Below are 18,989 nucleotides of genomic sequence, written 5' to 3'. Positions count from 1 at the left end.
GGCCGGGCAGGTTAAGCTTGCCGGCCTCATAATGTGTGCGGATTTTTCAGTGTCATAGAGCGCGCGGTCGGCAAAAGTTACAAAGCAGCCGGTCCGCATCCGGTTTTTCGCGCCGCCGAACGGAATAATCCCTACCGAATTTTCGACGCCCTCCCTGTTCCAATGCGCGATCAGCCCGATCCCGCGATCCCGGCCGGGACGGACGGCAGTACTACCTGGAGGCCCGATGCGGCATTCGAGCTTGATTTTCGTGGTGGCGGCCTTTGCGCTGCTGACACTCAGCCGCCTGGCGCTGGCCGCCTGGCAATGGCAGCGCGTGCGCAACGCGGGCGGCCTGGCCCCCCTGCTGCTTGGCGGCCTGCGCATCGACGCCCATCAGATCTGCGTGCTGGCTGCCTTGCCGGCGGTACTGTCGCCCTGGCTGGGCCATCTGCCGTTTGCCGCCACGGCCGCCGGCATCTGGTACCTGGTTGCCTTCATCCTGCTGGCTTTCCTGGAAGTGGCCACGCCGCCCTTCATCCTGGAATACGACACCCGGCCCAACCGGCTGTTCGTCGAGTACCTGAAACACCCGCGCGAAGTGTCGGGCATGCTGTGGCGCGGCTACAAGGCCGCGCTGCTGGGCGGCTTCGGCGCGCTGGCGCTGATCGGCTGGGGCGCCTATGCCCTCTTCGGCCACGCCACGCCCGACCCCCAACTGGCCTGGTGGCAAATGCCGCTGGCCAGCCTGGCCATCCTGGCCGCCGTCATCCTGGCCATCCGCGGCACGCTGGGCCACCGGCCCATCAACCCGTCATCGGTGGCCTACAGCTCGGACGGCATGCTCAATACCCTGGCGCTGAACTCGCTCTACAACGTGTTCTATGCCGTCTATAGCATGAAGAATGAAAAGTCGGCCTCTGCCGTGTACGGCGGCATGGACGAAGACGACATGCACCGCCGCGTGCTGACCCAGGCCGGCCTGCCCTATCCGCCCGCCCATGCCGACCACCCCAGCCTGCATCGCCAGCCCGCCACCCGCAAGACGGCGCGGCCACTGAACCTGGTGATCATCCTGGAAGAAAGCCTGGGCGCACAGTACAGCGCCGGCCTGGGCGGCATGAACCTCACGCCGGAGCTTGACGCCCTGGCGCGCGACGCCTGGACCTTCACCCGGGCCTATGCCACCGGCACGCGCTCGGTACGCGGCCTGGAAGCCGTGGTGACCGGCTTTCTGCCCACCCCGGCCCAGGCCGTGCTGAAGCTGCCGCGCTCGCAACGCGGTTTTTTCTCGCTTGCCGACCTGCTGGGCCGGCATGGCTACCACTCGCGCTTCATCTATGGCGGCGAGTCGCACTTCGACAACATGAAGGGCTTCTTCCTGGGCAACGGCTTCAAGCAGATCGTCGACCGCGAAGACTTCGTGGATCCGGCCTTCGTGGGCACCTGGGGCGCCTCGGACGAAGACATGTTCAATCAGCTTGACCGCCTGCTGCGCGAAGACGGCGACCAGCCGACATTCACCCTGGCGTTCAGCGTGTCGAACCATTCGCCGTGGGAATACCCGGCGGGCCGCATCCAGACCGAAGGCAACCCCGCCACCGTGGAAAACACCGTGCGCTATGCCGACTGGGCGCTGGGCCGCTTCTTCGAGCGGGCCAAGGATGCGCCCTACTGGGAAAACACGGTCTTCCTGATTGCCGCCGACCACGATTCGCGCGTGTTCGGGGCCAGCCTGGTGCCGGTGCGCCACTTCCATATTCCCGCCGTGATCCTGGGAGCCGGCATCGAAGCCCGCCGCGACGACCGGCTGATCAGCCAGATCGACCTGGCCCCCACCCTGCTGTCGCTGATGGGCGTGGACACCGAACACCCCATGATCGGCCACGACCTGACCCGCAGCACGCCGGGCCGCGCCATCATGCAGTACGACAACACCTACGGTTACCTGAAGGAAAACGACCTGCTGGTGATGGCCCCCAACAAGACGCCGGTGCAGTACCGCTACACCGCGCCGGAAGACTACGCGCCGGTGCCGCTGGACCCGGACCTGGCTGCCGAAGCGCTGGCCCACGCCCTGTGGCCCAGCTGGGCCTATCGCGAAGGGCGTTACTGCATACCCGGCGCGGCGACCGTCACGCCGGCCGTTTGAACGCCTTGCGCGCCCGTTCGCTGAGGCTGTGGCAATAGCAGTCGGGATGGTGGTCGTTGACCATGCCGACCGACTGCATGAACGCGTAGACCGTGGTGGGGCCGACGAACTTCCAGCCCAGTTTCTTGAGCGCCTTGGACAGGGCGTCGGATTGTTCTGACGTAGACGCGCCCAGCGTGGACGGCGCCCCCGACGGCGCCTCGTAGCGCCACAGGAATGCGCCCAGCGAGCCTTCGCGTTCGATCATTTCCAGCGCGCGCTGGGCGTTGTTGATGACGGCTTCGATCTTGCCGCGATGGCGCACGATGCCGGCATCGGCCAGCAAGGCCTGCACCTGCTTTTCACCAAACCGCGCGACCTTGGCCGGATCGAAATTGGCGAAGCCGCGGCGAAAAGCCTCGCGTTTGTTCAGGATGGTGCGCCAGCTGAGGCCGGACTGGAAGCCTTCGAGGCAGAGCTGTTCGAACAGGGCGCGGTCGTCGCCTTCCGGGCGGCCCCATTCGGTGTCGTGATAGGCCATGTAGTCGACGGAAGTGTCGACCCAGCCGCAACGGGCGCGGCCGTCGGGGAAGGCGGAATTGGCATGCATGGGTAGCGTCCTGGCGGCAATCGGTTCCCGATGCTACTCCAGCCACGTCCCCGAAAAAAGTCGTAGCAGCCGCAAGCCGAATCCAGCTACTATTTCCGACCCTGATCCCGCGCCGGCCCTGACCGCGCGCCCTTGCCGGATCTGTTTGGCGCGCGGGCCGCATGGCTTGGCCGCGCCCAGCCGTAGCCGGGGCCGGACAGGCTTTCGGACCCGCCCCATGTCCCTGCTCGAGACATCTGTCATCACGTTCGTGTCGCCCGCCACCCTGGCCGGCGACGGCAATCCGGCCGCCAATCCCTGTCTGGACTGCGGCGCCTGTTGCTCACATTTCCGGGTGTCGTTCTATTGCGGCGAGCTGGCCGGCGAAAACGGCGGCCACGTGCCCGTCGAACTGGTCACGCAGATGAGCCCGTTGCGGGCCTGCATGAAGGGCACGGAAATGGGCGGCGGTCGTTGCATCTCGCTGCGCGGTGAACTGGGCAAGCCCGGCATCCATTGCGCCATCTACGAAAACCGCCCCACGCCCTGTCGCGAATTCGACATCTGGCAGCCCGATGGCTCGCCCAACCCGGATTGCCAGCGCCTGCGGCTGAGTCTCGGCCTGCCCGCCGTGCCACCGCGTCCCGACGCCGAAAACGATCCGCAAGGGCCGTCGCACCCCAACCAACCGGATCAGCCGGCTGCGGCCTGAACGCCACCCAATCGGCCTGCGCCCGACAAGCAGGCCGCGCCAGGCCCGACCCGGCGAAGCGCCCCGCTAGCGGGCCCCCGCCAGCAGGCGGTCCGCCCCTTGCGGCGCCGCCTGTGCGCGGCAACGCCGCGACTCCGTGGCGCGCCGGCGCGTCCGCACGATCTCCGGGTCCTTGCCCAGGAATTCCAGCACGTTCTGCATGACCCGCTCGCGCTCATGGTCCACGCAGATCATGTGATAGCTGTCCCGCAGCAGCACCACCGACGCCCCCGGGATGCGTTCGCCCAACAGCTGCGCCGAGCGCGGGCTGGTCAATTCGTCCTCGACCGCGTGCATCACCAGCGTCGGGCAGCGCATCTGTTCCAGCCCGCGCTTGACCATGCCGCGCAGGCGATCCACCTGGCGCACGCAAGCCAGCGGCACCCACTGGTAATGAAAGCCATCGCCACGCGCGAAACCCGCCTTGATGAAGGCCCGCACCAATTCGCTCTTGACGCCGTAAGGATCCTCTTCCTCGACCCGGATGCGGCGCGGCACGCCCGGCACGTGATACAGCAGGTAGCGCAGCCCGCGATACCAGGGCGTGCTCCAGCCATCCAGGAATACCGGTGCCGACAGCGACACGAGCGCGCCTCGGGTATGCGATTCGCGCTTGCACAGCTCGACCGCCAGCAAGGCCCCCAGGCACATGCCGATGACGTGCACCACGTCGTACTGGGCGCACAGCTCGCGGTAGCGGCGGGTCACCACTTCCATCCAGTCCTCGACCCGCACATCGAGCAGGTCCTCCGGCCGACCGGCATGGCCCGGCAGCGTCACGCCATGGGTGTCCACGCCGGCGCGCGCCAGCACCTTGTGCAGCGAGCCCATGTCGAATTCGGTACCACCCAGGCCGTGGATCAGCAGCGCGCCGGTACGTTGCCCGGCCGGCGGCGTGAGGGGTTGCGGGGTCACGTCGGGCTCCCCGCTGCGACGTCCAGTTGCCAGGCATGGCGAGTGGCCGCCAGCAGCCGCGCCAGGATCTGGGCGAAAGCGTTTGCCGGAGCCGGCGCCACGGCGGCGCCGGCGCTCCCGGCCGGCGAGAGAACGAGGAAAGGTTGGCAAGTCATGGAACACCCTTGATGCATGGAGGGCAGGACGAGAAGACCTGTCCTACCCTGGCGCCATGGTAGGCAAGGGGCGTGCGGGAAGATCCGCAAATCTGTCGGGAAAAAGTGAAGATGCGTAAACGCGGAATGACGGGCCGGGCCCCTGCGCCAGGGCGCGCAAGTGCTCTGCGGTGCCGCCAGCCGGACAGGGCCTGCGGCCCGTCCCGGCCGCCTACTCCCGGCCGGCCAGGTAGCGCGTCGGCGTCGTGCCGAACGCGGCGCGGAAACTGCCGATGAACGCGCTGGTGCTTTCGTAGCCCACCGACAGCGCCGCTTCGGTCACCGAGCCGCCCCCGCACAGCAATTCCAGGGCCCGCAGCAGACGCGCCTGCTGGCGCCACTGACCCAGCGTCACCCCGGTTTCCTGGCGGAAGCGCCGCATCAACGTCCGCGACGACATATTCAGCCGCTGGGCCCATTCATCGATGCCGGAAGGGTCGTCGGGCGTGGCCAGCAGCGAATTGGCCAGGTCCTGCAAGCGCGGATCGTCCGGCATGGGCAATAGCAGCGGCGCATGGGCGCGCTGCTCGATCTCGGCCAGCAGCACATCGAACAGCTGCTCGAGATAGGCGTCGGACAAGCTGCCCGCGGGACTGGTGGTGAAACGTTCGATCAGCGCGTCGATGAGCTTGGACGAAGGCCAGGAATGGCAGTGCGTCGGCAAGCGCGCACAAGCGTCCTCGCGCACATACAGAAAGGACCCTCGCGCCTCGCCGAACCAGCGCGCCGCGTGCGTCACCCCGGGTGGAATCCAGCCCAGGCTGCCCGGCAGCACCGTCCACACCTGCGCGCCCGCCTGCACCATCACCAACCCTTCGTGGACAAGGACCAGCATGCCCTCGTTGTGGGCATGGTCGGGGACGAAGATTCCTTTGGACTCCCGGGGGTGGCGCATGCAGAACGGCGTCAGCAGGACATCGGGAAGTGCGTGGTGGACCACGGTCACTTGGAACATGGTTGGCAGATTCGAGCTACAGGTTGACGGAATCCCGTTAGCGGGATCAGTTGAAAATGTACATCATTCTCATCATTCGGGCATTGGCCCCGGAATGGAGAATACACATGGACCACACCCGGTTGCGCGTGGCGGGCATCAAAGCCACCTTCCCGCGCCTGAAGATCCTGGACGTCTTCCACCAGCATGCGGACCAGCACATGAGCGCGGCGGACATCTACCGCAATCTCATATCGGAACATAGCAGCATCGGCCTGGCGACGGTTTATCGCGTGATCACGCAACTTGAAGACGCCGGCGTGCTCAAACGTACTCAGCTCGACTCGCACTCGACCGTGTATGAGCTGAATGACAAGGGACACCACGACCACCTGGTCTGCCGGCATTGCGGCCGGATCCAGGAATCCAACGACCCGGCGATGGCGAAATTGGTCCGCAAGATCGCCAAGGAATGCGGATTCGCCCTGGATTCCTACAGCCTGGTGCTGTACGGCGGCTGCGGCTGCCAAAAAGATGCGCCCGCCCCTTATATCGGAGAATTCGAATGAACCGCGACCAGTTTTTCTTTCACGACCTGTCCCAATTTCCCATCGTCACCGCCAGGCACGGCAGCGCCCCGGCGGGCTACTCCGCCAGCTGGATCCGCGAGATGGAAATGCTGGTCAGCAACCCCCAGACTTTCGTCATGGTGGTGCCGGACATGGGCCAGGAAGCCAGCCACGATGACCGCAAGGCGATGATCGAATGGCAGACCCACAACATGCCGCGTCTGAAGGCCCGCTGCCGGGCGTTCATCGCGATAGAACGCGACGCCGGCGCGCTGGACAAGATCCGCAAGCGCGGCGAGAAAATGGCGCGAGCCTTCGGCATGCCTTTCCTGGCCGTGGCCACGCCGCACGAGGCGGTGCAATGCGCCCGCGAATTGCTGGGGCAGACCGGCCCCGGGGGCTTCGTGGTGGACTGACCCCCTGGCCTTCCCCCACCCGATTCCAAGCGCGCCCGCGGGCGCGCTTTTTTTCGTCCCTGGCCGCCAGGCCCCTGCACGACACCTTGTTGCCGAAATTAGAATGCAATATTGATAAATTTGCGATTGTGGCAAAAGGTATTGCTGGAATAAATTCCAGCTCTGGCCCGATCGCCTGTCCCGCAGGCCAGGGCCGGCATCGCAGCGCGCCGGCCCCCCCGGAGGGCGCTCACCGCCTGTCCGCGGCAACACCCGCCCCCGCTTCCATGGTCCGACGCCATTGGCCGGCGCGTTCACGAGACGCCGCGGCGCAACCGCCCCGGGGGCCGCCGCCTCCCGCGCACCCACTGATAGCGGCTGCCGGCCGCCCAGGCTCGACACTGAGATTTACGGCACGCATATCAATGAAGCGATTCCAATTCGACAGCACCGCGCTTCGTTACTTTCTCACCGTCGTCGACACAGGATCCGTCAATCGCGCCGCCGCGCGGCTCAATGTCGTCAGTTCGGCGGTCAGCCGGCAGATCGCGGGGCTGGAGCAACGCCTGCACAATCAATTGTTCGAGCGCCATCCCAAGGGCATGCGCGTCACGGAAGTCGGCCGGATCCTGGCCGACCACGCGCGCCGGGTCGAGGCCGACGCCGCCCGCACCTACGCCGAGATCGACGGCCAGAACGGCCGCTACACCCAGACCGTGAAAATCGCCGGCGCGCCGGGCTTTGCCGCCTGCGCCCTGCCGCGCAAGTTCGCCGCCTTCCAGGCCGAACACCCCTCGATCCGCTTCAGCCTGCACATCCTGGACGCCGGACTGGTGTCCGAGCGGGTGCGCTCCGCCCAGGCCGACATCGGCGTCACCTATAGCCACACCGCCGAAAAGGACATCGCCGTCATCTATTCGCACCCCGCCGAGATCGTCGCCGTGATGCGCCCCGGCCATCCCCTGGCGGCCTGCGAATCGCTGCACATCACCCAGTTGCCGGCCTATCCGCTGGCGCTGCCCGAAGGCGGCAGCGCCCTGCGCCAGGTGCTGGACATGGCCAGCAGCCTGTACAACATCACCCTGTCGCCGGCTTTCACGTCGAACCTGCCGGACGCGGCCTACCAATATGTCCTGACCGGCGACGCGGTAACGCTGTGCGCCCGGCTGACCGCCGCCGACCATCTGGAAACCGGGCGGCTGATCTGCCGTCCCATCAACGACGCCTTGCTCAACGCCGGCCAGCTCCAGTTCCAGACGCACGCCTCGCGCCCGCTGTCGGACGCCGCCCACCGCTTCCTGCGCTTCATCCGCAGCGACGCGCCGCAACTTTTCTGACAGGCCCCGGGACAGCATTGCCAAAACCAGAATGCCCCCCTGAAAAATGATCAATTGTTAATTATGTAAATTAAATTTACAGTCAGCCCGGATTTTCCGAGACCGCGCTTTGACGGGTCAGCCCCAAGACACCTACAGGAGCCCCCCCCACCATGCTCAAGAACCTGAAGATACGCACCGGCCTCGCGGCCGTCCTGGCCCTCTTCGTATTGGCGCTGGCGGTCGCCACAGGCATGGGCTGGCTCTACGCCAAGGCCGCCGACGTGGCGGTGGACGATCTGAGTTCGGTGTCCGCCGAGCAGACCCGGCCCCTGTACGAAGCCCAGACGCTGCTGCTGCGCAGCCGCTTGACGCTGGTGGCCGCCTACCTGGACATCACCGCCGGCAAGGGTTCGCAAGCCCAGGCCAGCGTCGACCAGGCCACCCAATACCTGCAAGAGGCGCGCAAACGCTTCGCCGTCTATCAGCGCGTGCCCAAGAGCACCGAGGCCGGCATGAAGCTGGCCAGCGACCTGGAAGGCGTCTTCGCTGCCTATGTACGCAGCATCGAAGCGCTGGAACAGGCCCTGCAGAAGCAGTCCGCCGAGGGCTATGCCGCCGCCGTGGTGGACACCCGCAGCGCCGACGCCCGCTTCGTCGAACGCGTCAACAGTTTCCTGGAACATACCGAGCGCCGCACCGACCAGATCAATACCGCGTCCGACCAGCGTTACGACCGCGCCGAACTGTCGACCCTCATCATGCTGGCCCTGGCCGCCGCCCTGGCCATCGGTTGCTGGCGCTTCATCAGCCGCCAGGTGCTGCAGCCCCTGAAGGAAGCGGCCCTGCACTTCGACCGCATCGCCTCCGGCGACCTGACCCAACGCGTCACGGTGAACTCGGACAACGAGATCGGCGTGCTGTTCACGGCGCTCAAACGCATGCAGGAAAGCCTGACCCGCACGGTCAGCGAAGTACGCCGCAGCGTCAACGAGATCAACACCGGCGCGGCGGAAATCTCGTCGGGCAACACCAACCTGTCCTCGCGCACCGAAGAGCAGGCCGCGTCGCTGGAAGAAACCGCCGCCTCCATGGAAGAACTGGCCACCGCGGTCAAGCAGAACACCGAACACGCCCACCAGGCCAACGGCCTGGCGGCCGAAAGCCGCGGCGTCGCCCTGCGCGGCGGCGAGGCCGTGGGCCAGGTGGTGGAAACCATGGCGCGTATCTCGGAAAGCTCGCGGCGCATTGCCGAAATCGTGTCGGTCATCGACGGCATCGCCTTCCAGACCAACATCCTGGCCCTGAACGCGGCGGTGGAAGCTGCCCGCGCTGGCGAACAAGGCAAGGGCTTTGCGGTGGTCGCCGGCGAAGTCCGCACGCTGGCCCAGCGCAGCGCCCAGGCCGCTCGCGAGGTGAAAGACCTGATCGAGCAATCGACCAGCAATGTCGACAGCGGCGCCGAGCAGGTGCGGGCGGCCGGTGACACCATGCAGGAAATCGTCGCCTCGGTGCAGCGCGTCACCCAGATCATGGCGGAAATCACCGAAGCCTCGACCGAGCAGTCCATCGGCATCGACCAGATCAACCGCGCAGTGACCCAGATGGATGACGTCACCCAGCAGAACGCCGCCCTGGTCGAGGAAGCGGCCGCCGCGGCCTCGTCACTGGAAGAGCAGGCCAAGCGCCTGGCGGCCACCGCCGCCTTCTTCAAGTTGCCCGCCGAGACCGTCATCGACGTCACGCCCCAGGCCATCGCGGCCCCGCTGCGCCCGGCCTACGCGGGTTGACGCGCGGCCAACACGGTCGCCCAGCGCCCACCGACGGGAGCCGGGCGAGCCCCTCTCATTTAAGAGTCGGCCCGCCCGGCCGTTGTCCATAAGGTAAGGCCCCGCAAGACCGCTTGCGCCGGGCCTCCCTTCGACCACGAGCCCCGACGCATGAGCCGCGCCCTCGCCTGTCATTTTTGCCTCTCGACGCTGGCGCAAGGCGCCCCTCTGCTGGAAAGCAACGGCTCGGCCATCTGCAAGCCCTGTGTCGACGCCTTCTCGGCGCAGTTCACCGAACGGGCCTGGGTCATGGCCGCAACGCTGGACGAGCAGCTGGACGTGCTGCTGGCCGAAAGCAAGCGCGCGCTGGAGCACAGCGCCACCCTGGCCGAACGCGCCCGCAGCTGCGGCCTGAGCCTGACCGAACTGTCGGCCATGCCGCCGCGCGCCCTGTCCTGATCCGTCGACATGGGCGACAGGTGTTGACCGGGCGTATGCCTTGACCTCAACCACGGTTGAGGTTTGATACTGGCGCTCCTGCCAAGATGGATACGCTTACGGAGCCCGACATGTCGTCCCGCATCACCCCCGCCCTGCCCTCGCTCGCCTTCATCAACCCACCCGGCCTGTACGACCCGCGCCCCAACGGCTATTCGCACGTGGCCGTGGCCGACACGCCGGCCAGGCTGGTGTTCGCTGCCGGCCAGGGCGGCGAAAACGCCCAGGGCGAACTGCAGCCCGACTTTCTGAAACAAGTGCGCCAGGCGCTGGACAATGTCCAGATCGCCCTGCAAGGAGCCGGTGCCACGCTATTCGACGTGGCCAAGCTGACGGTGCTGGTGGTGGACCACAACCAGGAACGCCTGGCGCTGTTTTCCAACGAAATCAAGGCGCGCTGGGGCATCCACCTGGCGCCCGCCTGCACCTTGATTCCCGTGCCCCGGCTGGCGCTGGACGGCATGCTGGTGGAAATCGAAGCGACCGCGCTCTTGCCGCTTTGATGGCGTATCAGGCGCCAAAAGCCCCGCTGCGAAAATCGTGATAGGCCTGGGCAACCTGCTCAGCCGTGTTCATCACGAAAGGTCCGCGAGCCACCACCGGCTCGCGTAACGGCAATCCCCCGGCGAAAAATACGCGCATGCCGCCAGGGCCGCTGCGCATCAGGATGCCAGAGGAGCCGCCGGCTTCGGGGCGCGCCATCCAGACCACCTGCCCGGCTTTCACGGGATGCCTGTCCGGCCCGACGGTGCCGTCCCCCTCGAGGACATACAGAAAAACGTTGTAGTCAGCGGGAACCTGCTCTTCATGCTGGCGATCGGCCTGCATGCGGATGTCCAGCACGGTGACCTTGGCGTAGTTGAGCGTGGGCGCCACGGTGCTGCCCGACGCACCGGAGAAAACCCGGATCTCCACGCCATCGAGCCGCCGCGACGGCATGTCGTTGCCGATCAGATCCTGGTAGCGCGGCGGAACCATTTTGTCGGCGGCGGGCAGGTTCACCCACAGCTGCAGCAGATGCACGGTCTCTTTTGCGACGGGCACCTCGTTGTGGAGAATGCCCCGGCCGGCGGTCATCCACTGCGCATCGCCGGGCTGGATCACGCCGCCGTTGCCGTGATTGTCGACGTGCTCAAGATGGCCTTCGAGCACGAAGGTCACGGTTTCCATGCCGCGATGCGGATGCGTATCGAAAACGCCCTTCGGAAACCAGTCTTCGGCCATCAAGAGAAACGGATCGTTGAACGCCCAATCACCGGGCGCGATCAGTCGGCGCGCGCAGTGCAGCTCGTTGATCCCCTGATGAATCGAAGGGTCATCGACACGATGAACCGCGCGTAAGTGTGTTTCGGTATGCATGAAAGGCTCCGTTGAGGAAAGGCCGCCGACGACCACAGGCCGCCTGCTGACAACCACGGTACCGATGCACACCGGCCAGCAGAAGTGGATGTTTCTTAAAATGCACGGAACACACTGTTCCACCCGCCTGAGGCCGGTCGACCTCGCCGCAGGCCCATTTCGTCCGGCCGCCTGCCGCAGCCCTGCGCGGCCATTTTTTCCATACGGATCGCCCGGCGCTATTCGGTCACCAGGTAAGCCTGGCCGCCAGGCTTCAAGTAGGGCTTCAGATCCTTGAATGGCAAGCTGGCATGGGGGCCCAGGCATGCGCCCATGGCATGTCCGATGCCGGACACCGACAGGACCAGTTCGCCCGGCGCCCCAACGCTCAAGGCCAGGTAGTCAGGCCAGATGTCCGAGCAGCCCTCCAGCGATTCGCCGTCGGCCGGGTCCTGAGCCAAATCTTGAGTCTTGCCCGAGGTCTTGTCCTGGCGCTTGTCCGCCGCCAGCGGCGCACGCGCCTTCTCCATCAATGCCAGCAACGTCGGACTTGCCTTGCGCCAGCCGTCTTCGCCCGGCCTATAGGCGTCGAAAAGGCGATTCCAGTCCAGGTATTCACCACGCAGCAAGTCGAACGTGTATGGCTCGAAATGATTGTCGGGATGCGCACCGCCGCAGTACAGACTGCCGGATTCGGTCACCGTCATCAACGCCGGAGACAGCCAGTCGACCGAGATGCTTTCGTCGTCATAGCTGCCCAGCGTGCCCGCCGCCGGATTGCCGTCGGTATAGATCGTCGCCATGCAGCCCAGCGCCGCCAGGCTCATCTGCCAATGGCGCTGTTCGAGCAGATCGTTGATGCGTTGGAAGACCTGCGGATCCGGGTGCCGGCTCAGCCGCGGGTAGCTGAACTTGGTGCGGGGGTCTCGCCACAGACGGTAGGCCACCCCGGCGCCACCGACGTCGTGGCCGACCGGCACGGCGTGGCCGGCGAGCTTCAGCGTTTCGTAGGGGGCGTGCCGGGTATCGATACGGGCATTGACGCTGATGCCACTGCCCACGCCGCCGCTGATCGCATCGGTGACGGCCTGAACCGCATCCGGCGCCAACGCGTCGGGATCATATTCGGCGACGCGGCGCAGGCTGAAGCTGCGCGACTTGCCCGTGCGCGCGTCGACCCATTTCCCTTGGTAGCCGGCAGCGTCGCGTTTGCCCGACCAGGTGGCGGCAGGCGGCGCGGCGTCCGACTCCGGGTCTGCGCCGCTTTCCTTGATCTCGTAGTAGGTCCTGGGTTCGCGCAGGGCCTGCGGCGTGCCCCTGAGCGGGATGTCCACGCCATGCTTCGGATAGAAGTAGCGGCCGGCCACGGAACCGTCGGCCGCCGGCTGGCTGTCCAGTTCCATCACGACGTCGCCGGCGCCCTGCAGGGTGCCGGTGTACACGGTCCGCGGGGCGGCACTGACGTGGCCGCCAACAACGACAGCGACACACAGCGCCCACGCCGCAGGCGACTGGCGGCGCAAATACAGCGACATCCGACTCATTTCGAGGGCCCTGTTTCGGGAGGACACAACACGTGGTGGCACATGACTTCGCGAACTCCCATTCTGTTGGCACGGCAATGACCAGATCGGACCCGCGCGGTGCCTGGCCCTCTACCAAACGTAACGATAACCTGCGTTGATCCCCCAGGGCGATTCGAAGCGTGAGCCCTTCCTGTACTCGTAGTCCGCATACAGCCTGTGCCTGCCTCCCAAAGCGGCAATGACGCCCGCCCCCAGCTCGGCGCGCCCGCCCGAGAGATCGGTACGCGTGTCGATGCCATTGGTTGTCACCACACTCTTGCCATCCAGCTCATGGGACCAGCCGAATTTCACGTAGGGCTGCACCTGCTTTGCGTTGGTCAGTTCGATGCGACGGCCAACGAGAGCGTTCGCCCGCAATAATGTTGAATTCCCTGATCCCGAAACCACCCGCATGTCATTGCTCATGCGATAGCTCGCCCCGCTGGCATGAAATACCGAGACTTCCACTTGCGGCTCGACGAACCACCCATTGCCGAATCCCATCTGACGCCCGGCTTCCAGTGAGGCCCCAGCACCACGATTGCGGTACCCCCCCTCAACATTCGCCCCATCGGTCGCCTGCACCTTGAAGTCGTGCTTCATGCGATTGACCTTGGCCACCGCGTCCAGGTACCAACCGCTGTCCGCGATATACGTGGCATAGCCGCCTACGTGGTAGCTGTCGGTCCCGCCGCGTCCTTCGTCCTCGAATTTGCGCTGAGCGTGGCTGTAGCCCATCAGCCCGCCCAGATACCAACGCCCCTGGGACGCATGTTTCAGCTTGTCCGCCCCAAATTCCATCCCGCCGACATTTTGCGAATAGCCGCGGCCCCCCCTATTGTTGATCAGTTGTTTTTGGCCGAAAGCGCGCGCCCATGCTCCGCCTTGGTCGTTACCGAGCCGGAGTTCCCCCAATCGCTTGACCAGCGCATTCATCTCTGCATACCAAATGCCCTGGGCCACGCCCGCGTCAGTATTGACCGCCGCATTGGCGCCTGTCGACAACTGCTGGCCGGGTTGAAGCGAGACAACCGGCGGCACGACCTGGCCGGGTTGGAGCGGGACAACCGGCGGCACTGAGCCGACGTGGACCAGACTCCAATCACTGGCGCGCCCGCCGACAGCATCGCTGCGTTGCAGCGTGTAGCGGTAGGTGCCCGCATCCACGACCTGGCGACGGTTAGCCAAGGTAAACGATGCGCCGCCCCCCTCGGTGCGAACGATTTCTTGATGCAACCCGGCTGCGGTAGGTTCGCCGCCTGAATTTCGAACCAGAATGCGGTGGTCTCCGTTCGCCATACCCCCGACCCGCAGCAAGTCTGCGTGGTTGGCGGCAAGGTCCGTGTTCATCTCGAACAGACCCGCACCGGTCAGGTCGCCCTCCACTGTCAACGTACTGAAAGCCCCCGGCATAAAGATCACCGTACCCTCGTTATGCAAGGAACGCGTGTCAGAAGCGCCCGTCATGCGCCATTGGCTGGTCGGATCGATGGACAAGTGATTCACCCCCTCGCCGCGCCCCAGCCAACGCGAACCCTCTGCGAGCGCAAAATCGGCCGAGAAGCCTGGGGGCACGCCGATATCGCCCTGCAGGGACGAGCCGCTGGCCACGAAGCTGCTGGAGCCGTTGCCATCCGCCGCAAAGAGATTGCCTGCCGCACTCGTGACCTCGGAGTCCCGCAGGTCGAACGATGCATGGCCAGCGCCGACTGCCATGATCGCGTTGTCCGCCGCGGTCAGGCGGCTGTCTTGCACACGGAAGGTATTGGTGTACCCCTGCCCCGCCGTCGAAAACATCACCCGTCCCGCGGACTGAAGCGTGCTTGCCGCAATGGATATGACGCCGCCATTGCGTGCATAGACGGTCCCCTCGGAACCCGCGCTGGCGGTCGTGAGTGCCGCATTTTTCAGCCGGGCAATGCCGCCTCGCTCGGCCAGTACCCCGATGTTGTCAGCTTGAATGCGCGTGCCGTCCATCGACAGGACACCACCGTAGGTAACTGTCGCGCCCAAGCCTCGGGCGCCCTCGGCACGAATACTTCCTCGCTGAAAGGTGAGAAGCGACGTGTCGAACAGCACGTAGACCCCCCGCGAGTCGCGTTCGTTCGCGATGACATTCACATCTGTCGCACGCACGACGCCATTTGCGAGCTGGAGTCCTCCGCCCGCTATAGGCCATGAAGCCTCTATCGTTGAATCGCTGATGTCGACGCTTGCGCCATCGCGGACCCAGAGAACCCGGTCTCCCGCGTTGACGTGGATCCTCGTCGCAGTCAACGAAGAAACCGTACCATCCGGTGCCGGAGCGACGACGTGTATACCTGCCAGACGACCGTCGATACGCGTATCGCTCACGTCGGCGTGGCCGCCATAGGCGACTTCCAAGCCTTGGGCGTCCCCCTTGAGGCGGCTAAGCGAAATATCCACGCGGCTCTTGCCGTCCACGGACACCCCTGAGCCGCCGCCGGTAATGTCACTGTTGATAATGGTCGCGGTGGCCACGGCTGGCGGTCTGCGCCCCCCCAGATAGAGTCCATGGGAGGCTGGATGTTGGGATACGACCGAGGAATCCCGGATGATCGCCGTCGCGCCGTAAAGCAACAGTGCGCTGCCGTAGCCATTACTCATCGCACGGGCGCCACCATCCAGGCTGATGGTCCCGCCCAAACGGGCAACAGAACCTTGAATGATCCCACCGTCCCTCACCCGCAAGTGGGCGCCATTGGTGACGAGCCACCCATCCGAAGCGCTATTGCGATCGACCGTGACCGATTGGCCCACGCCATCTATCGTTCGCGCCAATGATGCGGGCCCAAAAGCGCACAGGACGGCACTCACCGCTACTGACAGCGCCGCACGGTGATGCGGGGCCGTGGTGGGCATCGCCGGCAATGCAGCACGCTGCGCGTCGTTCGTTTGACTCGGGAAGATACTTGCATTGGGCATTGGCTTTCCTCGTGCGCAACCAGGCAATAAGGAAAGGCCTTCGCGTGGCCATGCCACGCTGCGTGAAGCCCACTCCACACTGACTCGTCGCGCGAATAAAAGCGGCGCCATCGGCGCCAGATTCGAAAGAGAAGCCAGGATGAAGCAAACCCACCATGAATAGACGCACCATGGTGAAAACTAGAAACTTCTGGGATTCCGCGAAAGGGGTCGCCCAATGCGTAAGCGACCGCATCGGTGACGCGATGCGCGCGCCCGAAAAAAAAGCGCCGCTAAAAAACTAGCGGCGCTTTACACAAAATCAGGGTGGTGGGCTGAGCGAGACTCGAACTCGCGACCAACGGATTAAAAGTCCGCTGCTCTACCGACTGAGCTATCAGCCCGACCGAAGCCCGAAATTATGGCTTATTTCGATGGCGCTGTCAAAAATCAATGAAAAACGGCCGCTCGCGCGGCCGTCCTGGTATCGGGCGACCAATCCTGGCTTACCAGGCGGCCACCACGGCGCCCTTGAACTTGGTCTCGATGAATTGCTTCACAGCCGGGCTGTGATAGATGCTGACCAGCTTGGCGAACTCGGGACGGTCCTTGTCCTTTTCACGCACCACCAGCACGTTGGCGTACGGCGAATTGGGCGATTCCTGGGCGATCGCGTCCTTGGCGGGGTTCAGGCCCGCTTCCAGCGCGAAATTGGTGTTCACGGCCGACGCGTCGGTGTCGTCCAGCGAACGCGGCAGCTGGGCGGCGTCCAGCTCGATGAAGCGCAGCTTCTTGGGGTTCTCGATCACGTCGATCGGGGTCGCCTTCAGGCCGGCTTCCGGACGCAGCTTGATCAGGCCGTTGGCCTGCAGCAGCAACAGGGCGCGACCACCGTTGGTCGGGTCGTTGGGCAGCGCGATGCGGGCGCCATCCTTCAGTTCGGCCAGCGACTTGATCTTCTTGCTGTAGATGCCGATCGGGAAAATCACGGTCTTGGCGATGCTGACCAGCTTGTAGCCGCGGTCGGCGTTGGCGTTGTCCAGGTAGGGCTGGTGCTGGTAGCTGTTCACGTCCAGGTCGCCCGAAGCCAGCGCGACGTTGGGCTGCACGTAGTCGGTGAACTCGATCACCTGGATGTTCAGGCCCTGCTTGGCGGCCTCCTGCTTGACCACGTCGAAGATCTGGGCGTGCGGGCCGGCGGTGACGCCCACCTTCAGCGGCTTGTCCTGGGCCAGGGCGGGCTGGGCGAATACGGCGGCGCCGAGGGCGAACGCGGCCAGCGACTTCAAAACCTTGATGCTCATGTTGCGAATATCCCGAATGTCGGAAGTAGAGGAAGAATGGCCCTGGATGCTCAACGGTGCGAAATGCGGCGCACGTAGCGGTCGCCCAGGCTTTGGATCAACTGCACCAGCACGATCAGCACGATGACCACGGCGGCCATGACGTCGGACTGGAAACGCTGGTAGCCGTAGCGGATGGCCAGGTCGCCCAGGCCGCCGCCGCCGATGGCGCCGGCCATGGCCGAATAGCCGATCAGGCTGACCACGGTGACGATGGTGGCGGCGATCAGGCCGGGCAGCGCCTCGGGCAAGAGCACCTTCATGATGATCTGCATCGGCGATGCGCCCATGGCGCGCGCGGCGGTGATCAGGCCCGGGTCGACTTCGCGCATCGCGTTCTCGGCAATGCGCGCCATGAACGGAATCGCAGCCACCGACAACGGCACGATGGCGGCGGTGGTGCCGATGGAAGTCTGGGCCACCAGGCGCGTGAACGGAATGATGGCGACCATCAGGATCACGAACGGCACCGAACGCGTGGCGTTGATGACTGCGCCCAGGGCGTGGTTCACCGGCTGGTTCTCCAGCATGCTGCCACGCGCGGTGACGGTCAGGATCACGCCCAGCGGAATGCCGACCAGCACCGCAATGGCGCTGGCCACACCCACCATCAGCAGGGTGTCAAGCAGCGACGTAATAAGCAGGTCGATCAGTTGCGGGCTCATGAGCAATTTCTTCAACGGTAATGTCACGGGCGGTCAACGCGGCAATCGCGTCCTTGACCGCGGCGGGGGTGCCTTGCGCCAGCACGAACATCGTGCCCACGGCAACGCCCTGGATGTCTTCGACGCGGGCCTGCACCAGGCCCACGTCCAGCGAATACTGCGTCGACAGGTCGGACAGGAACGAGCCCGACGCGTCGGTGCCGGTCAACGACAGGCGCAACAGGCGCACAGCCTGGCCGGGCTTGGCGGCGGCCAGCGTCTCGATGCGCTGCTTGACGGCGGCCAGCGTGGCATCGGTCAGGTCCGATGCGGTGGCGGCCGACACCATGGCGCGGGTCACTTCGTGGCGCGGCTGCGCGAACACTTCGCGCGTGCTGCCCATTTCCACGACTTCACCTTGCGACAGCACGGCCACACGGTCGCAGACCTCGCGCACCACTTCCATCTGGTGCGTGATCATCACGACGGTCACGCCGGTCTTGCGGTTGATGTCGCGCAGCAACGCCAGGATGTTGTGGGTGGTTTCGGGGTCCAGCGCGGACGTGGCTTCATCGCTCAGCAGCACGTCCGGATTGTTGGCCAGCGCGCGGGCGATACCCACCCGCTGCTTCTGCCCGCCGCTGATCTGGCTGGGATAGCGGTCGCGCAGGTGCTCCAGGCCCACCAGGGCCAGCAGGCGCTCGACGCGCGCGGGGATTTCGTTCCTGGCCACGCCGGCGATTTCCAGCGGCAGCGCCACGTTGCCGTACACGGTGCGGCGCGACAGCAGGTTGAAGCCCTGGAACACCATGCCGATGCGGCGGCGCTGGGCACGCAGTTGCGCTTCGTTCAGGCCGGTCAGTTGCTGGCCGCCGATGGCGATGGTGCCTTCGTTGGGGCGCTCGAGCAGGTTGATGCACTGGACCAGCGTGCTTTTACCGGCCCCGCTGGGGCCGATGATGCCGAAGACCTCGCCCTGCTGGATATGCAGGTTGATGCCCCGCAGCGCCTGGAACTGGCCATGCGGCGTGGCGTAGGTCTTGGATAGGTTCTCGATCTGGATCATGGCAAGCGATTTTGTATCTTTTCTCTTCTAAAGAGAACGACCGTTTTTTCCATTTTTAATAACTAACA

The 18,989-nt window shown here is 65.3% G+C and carries 17 protein-coding genes and 1 tRNA gene; 8 read left to right on the top strand and 10 right to left on the bottom strand.

Annotation, left to right across the window (positions count from 1 at the left end):
• The first annotated feature begins 226 nt into the window (after positions 1-226).
• Positions 227-2,131, top strand: coding sequence for a sulfatase-like hydrolase/transferase (locus AC6LJ2_RS06570; protein WP_263913875.1), 1,905 nt, complete (start codon positions 227-229; stop codon positions 2,129-2,131).
• Here AC6LJ2_RS06570 and AC6LJ2_RS06565 read toward each other — a convergent pair.
• The gene (locus tag AC6LJ2_RS06565) at positions 2,115-2,720 is read right to left on the bottom strand and encodes a DNA-3-methyladenine glycosylase I (protein WP_263913874.1); all 606 of its coding nucleotides are present in this window, start codon (positions 2,718-2,720) and stop codon (positions 2,115-2,117) included. The two genes, AC6LJ2_RS06570 and AC6LJ2_RS06565, sit on opposite strands and share 17 nt — an antisense overlap.
• Positions 2,721-2,937: 217 nt before the next feature.
• On the opposite strand from AC6LJ2_RS06565, the gene AC6LJ2_RS06560 reads away from it, so the two are divergent.
• Positions 2,938-3,411 (top strand): YkgJ family cysteine cluster protein, encoded by a 474-nt coding sequence (locus AC6LJ2_RS06560; RefSeq protein WP_498151043.1) that lies wholly within the window; start codon positions 2,938-2,940, stop codon positions 3,409-3,411.
• A gap of 66 nt (positions 3,412-3,477) precedes the next feature.
• Here the strand turns inward: AC6LJ2_RS06560 and AC6LJ2_RS06555 are convergent, their stop codons facing one another.
• Both AC6LJ2_RS06555 and AC6LJ2_RS06550 read right to left on the bottom strand, forming a co-directional pair.
• Positions 3,478-4,365 carry an alpha/beta hydrolase gene (locus AC6LJ2_RS06555; protein WP_263913872.1) on the bottom strand — a complete coding sequence of 296 codons (888 nt, stop codon included), beginning with the start codon at positions 4,363-4,365 and terminating at the stop codon, positions 3,478-3,480.
• A 366-nt stretch (positions 4,366-4,731) separates the two neighbouring features.
• On the bottom strand, positions 4,732-5,514 hold the full coding sequence (locus AC6LJ2_RS06550) for a helix-turn-helix domain-containing protein (RefSeq protein WP_498151042.1): 783 nt from the start codon (positions 5,512-5,514) through the stop codon (positions 4,732-4,734).
• A 107-nt stretch (positions 5,515-5,621) separates the two neighbouring features.
• Between AC6LJ2_RS06550 and AC6LJ2_RS06545 the strand changes: the two genes are divergently transcribed.
• The 6 genes from AC6LJ2_RS06545 (at position 5,622) to AC6LJ2_RS06520 (ending at position 10,543) form a co-directional block, all read left to right on the top strand.
• Positions 5,622-6,062: a Fur family transcriptional regulator gene (locus AC6LJ2_RS06545; protein WP_263913870.1), complete on the top strand. Its 441-nt coding sequence runs from the start codon at positions 5,622-5,624 to the stop codon at positions 6,060-6,062.
• Positions 6,059-6,478 (top strand): hypothetical protein, encoded by a 420-nt coding sequence (locus tag AC6LJ2_RS06540; RefSeq protein ID WP_263913869.1) that lies wholly within the window; start codon positions 6,059-6,061, stop codon positions 6,476-6,478. Before AC6LJ2_RS06545 ends, AC6LJ2_RS06540 begins: the two co-directional genes overlap by 4 nt.
• A 404-nt stretch (positions 6,479-6,882) precedes the next feature.
• A complete protein-coding gene (locus AC6LJ2_RS06535; RefSeq protein ID WP_263913868.1) occupies positions 6,883-7,794 on the top strand; it encodes a LysR family transcriptional regulator in 912 nt (303 codons plus the stop codon).
• A gap of 152 nt (positions 7,795-7,946) precedes the next feature.
• Positions 7,947-9,563, top strand: coding sequence for a methyl-accepting chemotaxis protein (locus tag AC6LJ2_RS06530; RefSeq protein ID WP_263913867.1), 1,617 nt, complete (start codon positions 7,947-7,949; stop codon positions 9,561-9,563).
• A 150-nt stretch (positions 9,564-9,713) separates the two neighbouring features.
• Positions 9,714-10,001 carry an MSHA biogenesis protein MshH gene (locus tag AC6LJ2_RS06525; RefSeq protein WP_263913866.1) on the top strand — a complete coding sequence of 96 codons (288 nt, stop codon included), beginning with the start codon at positions 9,714-9,716 and terminating at the stop codon, positions 9,999-10,001.
• Between the two features lie 110 nt (positions 10,002-10,111).
• Positions 10,112-10,543: a RidA family protein gene (locus AC6LJ2_RS06520; protein ID WP_263913865.1), complete on the top strand. Its 432-nt coding sequence runs from the start codon at positions 10,112-10,114 to the stop codon at positions 10,541-10,543.
• Between the two features lie 7 nt (positions 10,544-10,550).
• Here the strand turns inward: AC6LJ2_RS06520 and AC6LJ2_RS06515 are convergent, their stop codons facing one another.
• The 7 genes from AC6LJ2_RS06515 to AC6LJ2_RS06485 all read right to left on the bottom strand — a co-directional run bounded on the left by AC6LJ2_RS06515 (position 10,551) and on the right by AC6LJ2_RS06485 (position 18,921).
• A complete protein-coding gene (locus tag AC6LJ2_RS06515; RefSeq protein ID WP_263913864.1) occupies positions 10,551-11,399 on the bottom strand; it encodes a pirin family protein in 849 nt (282 codons plus the stop codon).
• Between the two features lie 218 nt (positions 11,400-11,617).
• A complete protein-coding gene (locus AC6LJ2_RS06510) occupies positions 11,618-12,913 on the bottom strand; it encodes a hypothetical protein (protein ID WP_498151041.1) in 1,296 nt (431 codons plus the stop codon).
• A gap of 120 nt (positions 12,914-13,033) precedes the next feature.
• Positions 13,034-15,889 carry an autotransporter outer membrane beta-barrel domain-containing protein gene (locus AC6LJ2_RS06505; protein WP_498151040.1) on the bottom strand — a complete coding sequence of 952 codons (2,856 nt, stop codon included), beginning with the start codon at positions 15,887-15,889 and terminating at the stop codon, positions 13,034-13,036.
• A 307-nt stretch (positions 15,890-16,196) separates the two neighbouring features.
• Positions 16,197-16,272: transfer RNA gene (locus AC6LJ2_RS06500), tRNA-Lys, on the bottom strand.
• A 102-nt stretch (positions 16,273-16,374) separates the two neighbouring features.
• A complete protein-coding gene (locus AC6LJ2_RS06495; protein ID WP_199164342.1) occupies positions 16,375-17,172 on the bottom strand; it encodes a MetQ/NlpA family ABC transporter substrate-binding protein in 798 nt (265 codons plus the stop codon).
• A gap of 50 nt (positions 17,173-17,222) precedes the next feature.
• Complete coding sequence (locus AC6LJ2_RS06490) at positions 17,223-17,876, bottom strand: methionine ABC transporter permease (protein ID WP_025136656.1); 654 nt, start codon at positions 17,874-17,876, stop codon at positions 17,223-17,225.
• On the bottom strand, positions 17,833-18,921 hold the full coding sequence (locus AC6LJ2_RS06485) for a methionine ABC transporter ATP-binding protein (RefSeq protein ID WP_025136655.1): 1,089 nt from the start codon (positions 18,919-18,921) through the stop codon (positions 17,833-17,835). The genes AC6LJ2_RS06490 and AC6LJ2_RS06485 overlap by 44 nt, the downstream gene beginning before the upstream one ends.
• Positions 18,922-18,989: the final 68 nt, after the last annotated feature.

It is taken from the genome of Achromobacter sp. 1014246743 (assembly GCF_059760725.1).
Note: the sequence above shows the minus strand (reverse complement) of the source record. Positions and strands in the feature narration are given on the sequence as shown.